General features: G+C 36.7%; 10 protein-coding genes. 3 read left to right on the top strand and 7 right to left on the bottom strand.

The annotated features are described in order from the left end of the window. Positions 1–328: 328 nt before the first annotated feature. From FFS26_RS22215 to FFS26_RS22190, 6 genes are all read right to left on the bottom strand, one after another. Positions 329–1,567 carry an amidohydrolase gene (locus FFS26_RS22215; protein ID WP_137906178.1) on the bottom strand — a complete coding sequence of 413 codons (1,239 nt, stop codon included), beginning with the start codon at positions 1,565–1,567 and terminating at the stop codon, positions 329–331. A gap of 79 nt (positions 1,568–1,646) precedes the next feature. Beyond that, positions 1,647–2,492 carry an AraC family transcriptional regulator gene (locus tag FFS26_RS22210; RefSeq protein WP_110010197.1) on the bottom strand — a complete coding sequence of 282 codons (846 nt, stop codon included), beginning with the start codon at positions 2,490–2,492 and terminating at the stop codon, positions 1,647–1,649. Positions 2,493–2,694: 202 nt separating this feature from the next. Beyond that, complete coding sequence (locus FFS26_RS22205; RefSeq protein WP_137906177.1) at positions 2,695–4,026, bottom strand: amidohydrolase; 1,332 nt, start codon at positions 4,024–4,026, stop codon at positions 2,695–2,697. A gap of 451 nt (positions 4,027–4,477) precedes the next feature. Continuing rightward, positions 4,478–5,767 carry a glutamate-1-semialdehyde 2,1-aminomutase gene (hemL, locus tag FFS26_RS22200; protein ID WP_110010199.1) on the bottom strand — a complete coding sequence of 430 codons (1,290 nt, stop codon included), beginning with the start codon at positions 5,765–5,767 and terminating at the stop codon, positions 4,478–4,480. A 75-nt stretch (positions 5,768–5,842) separates the two neighbouring features. Then, entirely contained in the window at positions 5,843–6,901 is a 1,059-nt protein-coding gene (locus FFS26_RS22195) for a glucosaminidase domain-containing protein (protein WP_062674272.1), read from the bottom strand. Between the two features lie 66 nt (positions 6,902–6,967). Then, on the bottom strand, positions 6,968–7,876 hold the full coding sequence (locus tag FFS26_RS22190; protein ID WP_110010200.1) for a 1-aminocyclopropane-1-carboxylate deaminase/D-cysteine desulfhydrase: 909 nt from the start codon (positions 7,874–7,876) through the stop codon (positions 6,968–6,970). Positions 7,877–8,061: 185 nt separating this feature from the next. On the opposite strand from FFS26_RS22190, the gene FFS26_RS22690 reads away from it, so the two are divergent. Then, complete coding sequence (locus FFS26_RS22690) at positions 8,062–8,235, top strand: hypothetical protein (RefSeq protein ID WP_171006376.1); 174 nt, start codon at positions 8,062–8,064, stop codon at positions 8,233–8,235. On the opposite strand, the gene FFS26_RS22185 is transcribed toward FFS26_RS22690, so the two are convergent. After that, complete coding sequence (locus FFS26_RS22185) at positions 8,232–8,558, bottom strand: hypothetical protein (RefSeq protein ID WP_110011389.1); 327 nt, start codon at positions 8,556–8,558, stop codon at positions 8,232–8,234. The genes FFS26_RS22690 and FFS26_RS22185 overlap by 4 nt on opposite strands. Before the next feature lie 40 nt (positions 8,559–8,598). Between FFS26_RS22185 and FFS26_RS22180 the strand changes: the two genes are divergently transcribed. Both FFS26_RS22180 and FFS26_RS22175 read left to right on the top strand, forming a co-directional pair. Continuing rightward, on the top strand, positions 8,599–8,781 hold the full coding sequence (locus tag FFS26_RS22180; protein ID WP_047434227.1) for a DUF5522 domain-containing protein: 183 nt from the start codon (positions 8,599–8,601) through the stop codon (positions 8,779–8,781). Position 8,782: 1 nt separating this feature from the next. Further along, positions 8,783–9,310: a DUF4136 domain-containing protein gene (locus FFS26_RS22175; protein ID WP_110011388.1), complete on the top strand. Its 528-nt coding sequence runs from the start codon at positions 8,783–8,785 to the stop codon at positions 9,308–9,310. The last annotated feature ends 235 nt before the right edge of the window (positions 9,311–9,545 follow it).

Genomic DNA, 9,545 nt, shown 5'->3' with positions numbered 1-9,545 from the left:
AAGAAAGTAGGGTAAAAATCAAAGACGTTCACCCTACGCAAGCTAACTCAAGGTCGCTTTTATAAATATAAATGTATAAAAAATATTTGGAAGTTAACACAGAATCTAAAGCCTGAGGTATATTTTTTTCCATTCAAACGGGCTAAAGCCCGTTCCTATTGAATATAAATAATCTCGAAATTTATAATCATAATCTCAAAACACGAATCACGAATCACGAATCACGAATCTCAAAACCTCGAATCCCGCACCCCATACAAAAAAAGCCACCAGAAAAGCTTCCGATGGCAGTTACAAAAAACAAGTGTATAAAAAATATATACTCAGATTAATTTCTCCAGAATAAATTCCCGTCATTCATCAGGGCTTTTATTTCAGACATTCTGGAAACAGCTTCTGCAGAGCATGAAGCATCTGTCAGAACAATTGCTGCTTCATCACCGGCTTTTGGCCATTGCTGCTTTCCTTTTTCATCCAGAGGAAGAATGGCTTGAGTCGCAAACTGCAAAGCTCTTGAAAGGGCATATTCTGTAGTATAACCGTACAGTTCAGCAATAAGATTCGCTTTCTGCAGCATACTTCCGGATCCGAAGGTACTCCAGTAGTCCTGTACGTTGTCATTTCCAATCAATACGTTTACTCCGTATTTTTTCAGGGTCGGAATAGGCATTATCTTTCCTTTAAAAGGTACGGAAGAAGCAATTCCTACTTTTCCGGCAGCCAGTCTTTCTGCAATCTGTTCAGTTTCTTTAGGAGAAAGATGAGCTAAAGCAAATGCATGGCTCACAAACGTTTTTCCCTGAAGTACCGGGTTTTCGATCGCTTTATCAATCAGATAATTGATCGTTTTCATTCCGGATTCTCCTGCTTCGTGCAGGTGAATATCAATTCCTTTGTTGTGATCTAAAGCCAGCTGAACCGTAAAATCCATTACTTTTTCAATGCTTCCATCAATACTTAAAGGATCCAGTCCGCCAATAAATCCCACACTTGTAAGCTGTGCTGCTTCTTTCATCAATGGAGCTGTTTCTGTATAATAAACTCCATGCTGCGGGAAGGCCACCAGTTCAGCTTTGAAAGAATCTTTTTTATTATTAAGAGCCTGCTCAAGATGTTCCAGAGATTTCAGTCCTGATGTAGGATCAATATTGAAATGCGTTCTTACAAAATGCGTTCCGTGATGCTGCTGTAAACTGATCAGCTGTTCTGCCCTGCTTACCGAAGTTTTCAACAATTCAGGAATGATTTCCTGTTCATAGGCGATCATATCTTTCACCGTTTTTCTTTTCGGAGAAAGGGCCTGCCATGGAAGACCATACAGGGTTTTATCCAGATGAATGTGCATGTCTCTGAAAGCAGGAAGCATCAGATAACCTTTTGCATCAATTGCTTTGGAAGCAGGATCATTGGCTTTTACTGTTTTTATTTTTCCATCTTCAATTTCAATACTGAAAAGGCCTGTTTTTGTTCCGGTAACCTCTTCATTTTCGTATTCAAAACCTGTTTCCAGACGGACATTTTTCAGGGAATAGTTTCCTTTTGCAGTTAATTGATAGGGAAATTTCATAATTTAAAATTTAACAATACAAAATTAAGCCGGTCTGAAAGTAAAACCGGTGTATCAATTATGTCTTGTTTTGTACAGATTATTCTTTGAACTGGGAAGGAGTCATTCCTGTTTGTGCTTTAAAGAATTTTGAAAAGCTGGCATGATCATAGAAACCAAGATCATAAACAATATCTTTTACAGACATTTCGGAAACTTTCAGCAGTCTTTTGGCTTCCAGTAAAATGCGGTTCTGAATAAGTGAAGAAGCTGAAGCATTGAGGTTTTTCTTACAGACAATATTCAGGTAGTTGGCAGAAATATTCAGTTTATCGGCATAAAAAGATACAGATCTTTCTGTTTTAAAATATTCGTCAATCAAATGCAGAAATTTTGAAATAATAGGATTTGAATTATAGATTTCAAAGTCTTTAAAAGCGCCTTCCACAGATTGACTCACCAGCAAACCGATCAATTCACTTCTTTTTTGAATCAGTTCCCAAAAGACTTTTTGTCCGTTCAGTTCTTTCTGAATGGCCTGAAATTCATACAGAAAAGTTTCAAAAACTTCTTTGGAAAGATTGATCACCGGATGGTTCTGGTAATATGAGGCAGAAAATCTTAATGAGGGCAGAAAACTTTCAAACCAATCTCTGCTGATCATCAGCTGATACCCGATGGTTTCTTTTTCAATCACCCATTGGTGTACCTGATCGGGAAAAACAAGGTGAATCTGATAATCTTTTACCTGATATTCTGTAAAATCGATGGTGTGTGATCCTGCTCCGTGCTCAAAAAGATTGATGATAAAAAAATCATGTTTGTGCGGATCATCAATGGAGCGCGCTCCGGAAAGTTCATTAAACAGCAGATTACAGCCTTTCAGCTGATTCTCACTAAATTCCTGAATTCCCAAAATAGGAAAATGATCTGTATGGTAAGCCACTCTGCCTGATTTTCTCCTAAAATTACTAAAATTTATGAGAGAAAAAACTAAAACAACCACAAAAGGAACAAAAGCTTTATTGTATCACGCCATCTTCATTTTCCATCTTCGTTTCGTGACTTTTTGTAAACTTTCATCCCCTTTATGGTTGAAAAAACACAACTAGATTATATATTAATTTATTTAATCCTTTTATTCTACATTAAAAAACAACGTTTCCTTCATGAACTAAAGACTCCACGTCTGAAATTCTTGATACTGCTTCTGCAGAACAACTTGCTTTGATCAATACAAAATTTGCTTTATCACCCGACTTTGGCCATTGCTGAGTTCCTTTATCATCTAACGGAAGGATATTTCCAGTGGCCAGTTTTAAGCTTCTTGATAATAAATACTCTGTTGAATATCCATACAATTGTGCCATTAAATTGGCTTTCTGAAGTACGCTCCCTGTCCCGAAAGTATTCCAGTGATCCACAATACTGTCATTTCCTGTGAGAACAGTTACATTATGCTTGTAAAGTGTTGGTATTGGCATAATCAGCCTTCCGAAAGGGATTGTAGAAACAATTCCAATTTGTGCATCACCCAATTTTTCAGCAATTTCTTCCTGTTTTGCGGCTTCTAATTTTCCAAGAACAAAACAGTGACTTACATATGTTTTTCCTTTAAGAGCAGGGTTTTCATTCACTTTTTTAATCAGATATTCTACCGTTTTCAATCCCGAATCTCCGGTTTCATGTAAGTGAATATCTATTCCTTTTTTATGATCCAACGCAAGCTGAACAGTAAAGTCTACCACTTTTTCGATATCTCCGTCTATGTTAAACGGGTCCACTCCTCCTATAAAATCAATATCCATCTTCGCCGCTTCTTTCAGATAAGGTACAGAATCCGTATAGAACACACCGTGCTGTGGGAATGCCACCAGCTCGGCTCCAAAGCCTTTCTTTTTATTTTCTAAAGCTTTCTGCAGATTTTTTAATGACTGAAGTTTTGAAGTAGGTTCAATATTCACATGGCTTCTCGCGTAGGAAGTTCCTTTCGACTGTAACAGTTCAATTAGCTTTTCAGCCTTAAAAGTGGAATTTTTAAGCATCTCAGGAAGCATTTTCTGCTCCAGTTCTATCATTCCTTTTATCCCTCCTGTTCTTTTTCTAACGGCCTGCCATTGATCTCCATAAAAGGTTTTATCCAAATGGATGTGCATATCCTTAAATGCAGGAAGCATCAACAGACCTTTTGCATCTACCGCTTTAGCATTCGGTTGATTGGGTGAAATCTTTATAATTTTTCCGTTCTCAACTTCAACATAAAATAGATCCGTTTTGGTAGAAGTCACTTCCCCATCCTGGTATTCAAATCCTGTTTCCAGACGAACATTCTTAAGGTTCATTTTTCCTTTTGCTGAAAGACTTTTCTCATCGAAAGGCGATGCAGTCATGATATTAGGTATTAAAGTTAATCCCGCTACAGCCAACGCTGAATTCCGGATAAAATCTTTACGGGAGATGGTATTGTCTGAGGTCTTCATTTCCAATCTATTTAAGACAAAATTAAAAAGAAGCCCCTTGAATGAGGTGTATGGTTTATTACAAAATCTGTATGATTTATACTTTGTGGTAATTATTTGGGAGAATTGTCAGTTTATCTTTCTACAACAAAAAGAGAACCCCACAACGCTTGTCATTCCATTGGAATCCTGATTATGCTGTTTTTACGTTGCTGAGACTCCTACGGAGTGACAAAGGGGACAGCCTTTACTTTTTGTATAAAACTAAGACTAGTAATTCCGACTAGTATAAAAATAATACACATAGTTTGTCATTCCGTAGGAATTCATATTATGCTGTTTACGGAGTGACAAAGATTATGGATATTTTATCAAGCTCTTTATCCAAAGAAACATGAAATTCTTTTGCATAAAAAAACCGGATTAAAAAATCCGGCTTCATTTATTTTTATTTATTTATTTATTTATTTATTTATTTATTTGAATATTCAAATTTTCTTACTGCTTCCAATGTCCTATCAATTTCTTTATCCTTGATGGCATCGCTGATGAAGTAAGTTTCATAACCGCTTGGCGGAAGATATACTCCATTCTGTAACATTTGATGGAAGAAATTATTGAACAATGAGTGGTTAGCTTCCTGTGCCTCATCAAAGTTGGAAACACTTTTAATATGGAAGAATACAGACATCATAGAACCTTTTCTGTTGATTCTGTGAGCAATTCCCTTTTCGTTTAATATTTTTCCGATCTCAAAATCCAATGTTTCTGTTGTCTTCTCCAATCTGTTGAAAAACTCAGGATCATTTTTAATAAGCTGAAGGGTTTTTAATCCTGCTCTCATGGCTAAAGGATTTCCGCTTAATGTTCCCGCCTGGTATACCCCTCCTTTTGGTGCAAGGTGATCCATGATTTCATTTCTACCAGCGAAAGCTCCTACCGGAAGACCTCCACCGATTACCTTTCCGTAAGTCACTAAATCTGCTTTTACATTGAAAAGTTCCTGTGCACCTCCGAAAGCTAATCTGAAACCGGTCATTACTTCATCAAAGATTAATAAAGCATCGTTTTCATCACAGATCTTTCTCAGGTTTTGTAAGAAATCGTTTTCAGGCAGCACACAACCCATATTTCCAGCAACTGGCTCTATAATCACAGCTGCAATTTCCCCCGGATTGTGGCGGAATAAATCCTGAACCTGTTCAAAATCATTATAACGGGCCAGCAAAGTATCTTTTGCAGTTCCGGCAGTTACTCCCGGAGAGTTTGGATTTCCGAATGTAGCGGCGCCGCTTCCTGCTTTGATCAGGAATGAATCTGAATGTCCGTGATAACAGCCTTCAAATTTTACGATTTTATCTCTTCCTGTATACCCTCTTGCCAGTCGGATAGCGCTCATACATGCTTCTGTTCCTGAAGAAACCATTCTGATCTGGTCAATATTCGGGACATTTTCAATGATGAATTTTGCAATTTCTGTTTCCAGCTCTGTAGGAGCACCGAAAGAGAATCCTTTCTCTGCCTGTATCTTCAGTTCTTCCAATACTTCAGGATGCGTATGTCCTAAAATGGCTGGCCCCCATGAGTTGATATAATCGATGTAAGTATTATCATCTGCATCGGTAAGGTAAGCTCCTTTTGCCGATTTCATGAAAACAGGCACTCCTCCTACGGATTTGAATGCTCTTACCGGAGAGTTCACGCCTCCCGGAATGTATTTGTAGGCTTCATCAAATAAAGCCGAACTTCTTTGATATTTCATATATACTTAGTTGCTGTTGACAGTTGCTGGTTGGCATTTAGCTGTCAACGGTAGACTCTCAACAAAAAAATTAAATTAGTTTCGTGGTTTTTTGTCTATTAAATAAATCAGCTGTCCTGCAGATGGCTGCTGTCCTTCATCCATTCTGTTTTTAGCATATAATTTATTTAACTTGATTCCGAATTTTTGTGCGATATCATGCATATCTTCTCCGTATTCAGCTTTATAGGTGGCTGTATTTCCGGTAGAATTTTTAGACTCAAGGAAAACGATGTCATTTTTCTTCAACGTTTCATTTTCCAGTTCATTCCATTTCATCAGCCTGCTTTCGCTTACTTTGAATTTATTGGCAATGAATTTTACATCGGTATCTTCAGGAATGATAATATATTTCAAACCGTCATTCGGATGACTTTTGATCAGAATAGAATTAAGAATTTCAGCTTTCGTTTTAATTCTCTCCACTCTTTTTTGCTGTTGGGCATAGGAAGTCTGTTTATAGGGAACTTCTACCGTAACCGGCTCTTTCACTTTTCTGGTTGCTTTTGAAGGTTCCAGCTGTGCCATGAAAGTTCTGTCGTCTTTCAGATCCGGGTACATTTTAAGAACAGCATACAATACTTCATTGGAATTGGTATTGTCGTATTCATATAATTTATACTTTTCAATTTTGGAGATAAGAATGGATGCATAGCGCGGGTTGGTAGCATATCCTGCTTTTTTTAAGCCGGTTGCCCACGCTCTGTAATCTTTCATATCCAATTTGAAAAGGTTAGCGTAATATTTTCTTGTAGATAAAAATATAGAATGGTCTTCATAAGACTGTCTCGGATCATCGTATACACGGAAGCACTCATTGGGTGCATCATCGGTATGCTTCATTGTTCTACCGGTCCAGTCTTCTTTACATTTTATACCGAAGTGGTTTTTACCTTCCTGTGCCAGTCTGCTCTGTCCGCCCCCGGTTTCCAATAATCCCTGAGCAAGGGTAATAGAAGCCGGAATTTTGTATTTTTCCATTTCTTCTACAGCATATTTAGCAAACTTCTGAATATACTGATCTTCGGTTGCCCAAGTCTGGGCTGAAAATTTTGATAAAACTAAAAGGCTTATGGATAGAAAAAGTCTTTTCATCTTATATTTTTTATTGTTTTAAAATGAAAGATGGAACACTAAGTGTTTCATGTTTTTCAATTTTACTTATATAATTAAATTTCTATTCTGTTTTTCCAACAGCAGATTAGCTCCTTCAATCCCCTGTAATCCACCAGTGTGAAAGCACAAAATCTTACTGTTTTCAGGAAAATATTCTTCTTCTATCAGTTCAAAAATCTTCTCCATCATTTTCCCTGTATAAACCGGTTCCAGAGGAATACCGTATCTCTCCTTGAAATCATTGATAAAACGGACGTTTTCATCACTTATTTTACCATAACCTCCAAAACATGAATCTATTAGATTAAAATTCTGTCTCAAAGTTAATTCAAAAATTTTATTTTCAAGTGAAGCATCGTCAACAGCTTTAAATCCTATAACTTTCTGATTCTCTTCACAAAATTTTGAAATTCCAGCAATAGTACCACCGGTTCCAACTGCGGTGCAAAGATAGTCAAAATCTTTTGTTTGTTCGTTGAGCATCATTTTTACCCCTTCCACAGCCTCTTTATTGGTTCCTCCTTCAGGAACTATCAAAGCTTCAGGGAACTCCTGCTGAAGGAATTCTGTAAGTTTTTCTTTGTGACGGTATTCTTCGCGAGTGACAAATTTCAGGTTCATCCCATTTCTTTTCGCAAAAAGTAAGGTTGGATTATCGCGCCATTTATGCTCCAGTTCTTCCCCTCTGATGATTCCTAGTGTTGGAATACCCGCCCTATTCCCTACGGCAGAAACCGCAGCAATGTGATTGGAAAAAGCACCTCCAAAAGTAATGATATAAGGGTTTCTCTGATTTTTTTCGAGATAGTTATTGACATTGTGAAAAAGCTTCCAGTATTTATTTCCTGAAATCAACGGATGAATCTGATCTTCCCTTTTAATGAAAAGTTTAATATTTTTCTGAATGGGAATTTCCTGGATGGAAACAGGTTCTGTGGGAAGTTTTAATAGCATTTCAGTTTTACAACTCAAGATTTATTCTTTACAAAAGTAGGAAAAGATTTAGTGTTGTGACAATTTGTTGTTTTTATTGTTTTTTTACCACAGATAACACGGATTTCTACAGATGGTTGTTTGATACTTTTTTTTAAGTTTTGGCTAAAGCCGGATGAATTTTGATTTTTTTGATAAAAGGGCTAATGCCCATTCCTATTGAATTATACAGTACTGCAATGCCAAAATATTCCGGTTATCTTGATGTGAAAGATCTTAATACTTCTGTCATTACAAAGAATAAATCGGAAGCCAGAATCCAGAAGCCTGAACCCGAATCTCGTAACCCGGAAATCCAATGCATCATACCCTTATTCTAAAAGTATTTCCTGAAGTTCCACAATTTTCTTTTTCTGAGATAATTCAGGTTGTTTTCATTAGCATAGGCTTCTCTTTCAAAGGAGATTCTTCTGTAGGCCAGATATCCGTCTTTGAGTTTAAAAAACCAGTAATAGTATTCAATACCATAGAAAATATAGAAGAAAATAACGAGCATTTCCAGTTGCTGCCGTAAATGAATTTTTTCGTGATTGATCAATACATTATTTTCCTTATCTTCGGGTTTCCTAATGAAGATAAAGGGAAAGAGAGCGATGCCATTAATTTTTAATTTTTTTAAAGGCTTTTGGCATACAATTATCATAGTAACAAATATAAAAAGTTTTTTGACTAGCATTTAACTTATGGCCCATTATGACATCAAAGAAGGTGAAGACTTCTACTATAATGAACAGGGGTACAAGGTTTTTACAGAAAAATTCCATCTGAAAAGAGGATATTGCTGTAAAAGCGGCTGCAGACACTGTCCTTACGGGTACGATAAAAAGACTGATACATTCATTAAAAGTGATAAAAAAAATAAATAAAATGAAAAAATATATTTTTATTTTGTTGGCATCTGCTACATTAGGCTTAACTTCTTGTAGCCCTTTTCAGGTACGTTCGGATTATGCTGAAACCGCCAATTTCAATTCTTACAAAACCTATAAAATAAGAATTGATGATCTAAAACTGAATGATATTGATAAAGACAGAGTGCTGAATGAGCTGTCGAGACAGCTTCAGAGCAAAGGACTTCAGTCCGGAGAAAACCCTGATCTGATTATCAACGTAAAAGCAAATCATAAAAAGATTACTGATATCAATTCCTCTTCTCCTTACGGAATGTGGGGATGGGGCGGACCATTCGGATGGGGTGTTGGTATGAACAGAACATGGACAACCAACTACAATGAAGGCGCTTTGATCGTTGATCTTATCGATGCAAAAAGCAACAAATTGGTTTGGCAGGGTATCGGAAGCGGAATTTCTGTAGATTCTCCAAAAGCAAAACAGAGACAGATTCCAGAGATTATGGCTGAGATTATGAAAAATTATCCGCCACAAAGAAAATAAGATGTAAGTCATCCATTATATAGCCGGTACGTTTGGTATCGGCTTTTTTTATGGATAATTATTTGTTTTTTCCTGCAGATAGCACAGAATTACACAGATAGCCGTGATATAATCTTCTGTTATTTAAGTTTTGGCTCCTATGTTTGCAAAAGAATAAATTTACATACAAAGCAAAAGGGGTGAGAGAACAGTTTTGGCTAAATAACTCAGGAAGTATATTGTGCTTTAGAAATGT

The organism is Chryseobacterium sp. 2VB (assembly GCF_005503635.1).
Classification (GTDB): Bacteria; Bacteroidota; Bacteroidia; order Flavobacteriales; family Weeksellaceae; genus Chryseobacterium; species Chryseobacterium cupriresistens.
This window is presented reverse-complemented; position numbering and strand designations above follow the sequence as displayed.

Bases quoted from the DNA above. Each gene is read 5' to 3' on its own strand.
- FFS26_RS22215 (WP_137906178.1), bottom strand. From the start codon at position 1,567: ATGAAATTTCCCTATCAATTAACTGCAAAAGGAAACTATTCCCTGAAA.
- FFS26_RS22175 (WP_110011388.1), top strand. From the start codon at position 8,783: ATGAAAAAATATATTTTTATTTTGTTGGCATCTGCTACATTAGGCTTA.
- FFS26_RS22205 (WP_137906177.1), bottom strand. From the start codon at position 4,026: ATGAAGACCTCAGACAATACCATCTCCCGTAAAGATTTTATCCGGAAT.
- FFS26_RS22190 (WP_110010200.1), bottom strand. From the start codon at position 7,876: ATGCTATTAAAACTTCCCACAGAACCTGTTTCCATCCAGGAAATTCCC.
- FFS26_RS22195 (WP_062674272.1), bottom strand. From the start codon at position 6,901: ATGAAAAGACTTTTTCTATCCATAAGCCTTTTAGTTTTATCAAAATTT.
- hemL (WP_110010199.1), bottom strand. From the start codon at position 5,767: ATGAAATATCAAAGAAGTTCGGCTTTATTTGATGAAGCCTACAAATAC.
- FFS26_RS22185 (WP_110011389.1), bottom strand. From the start codon at position 8,558: ATGATAATTGTATGCCAAAAGCCTTTAAAAAAATTAAAAATTAATGGC.
- FFS26_RS22690 (WP_171006376.1), top strand. From the start codon at position 8,062: ATGCCCATTCCTATTGAATTATACAGTACTGCAATGCCAAAATATTCC.
- FFS26_RS22180 (WP_047434227.1), top strand. From the start codon at position 8,599: ATGGCCCATTATGACATCAAAGAAGGTGAAGACTTCTACTATAATGAA.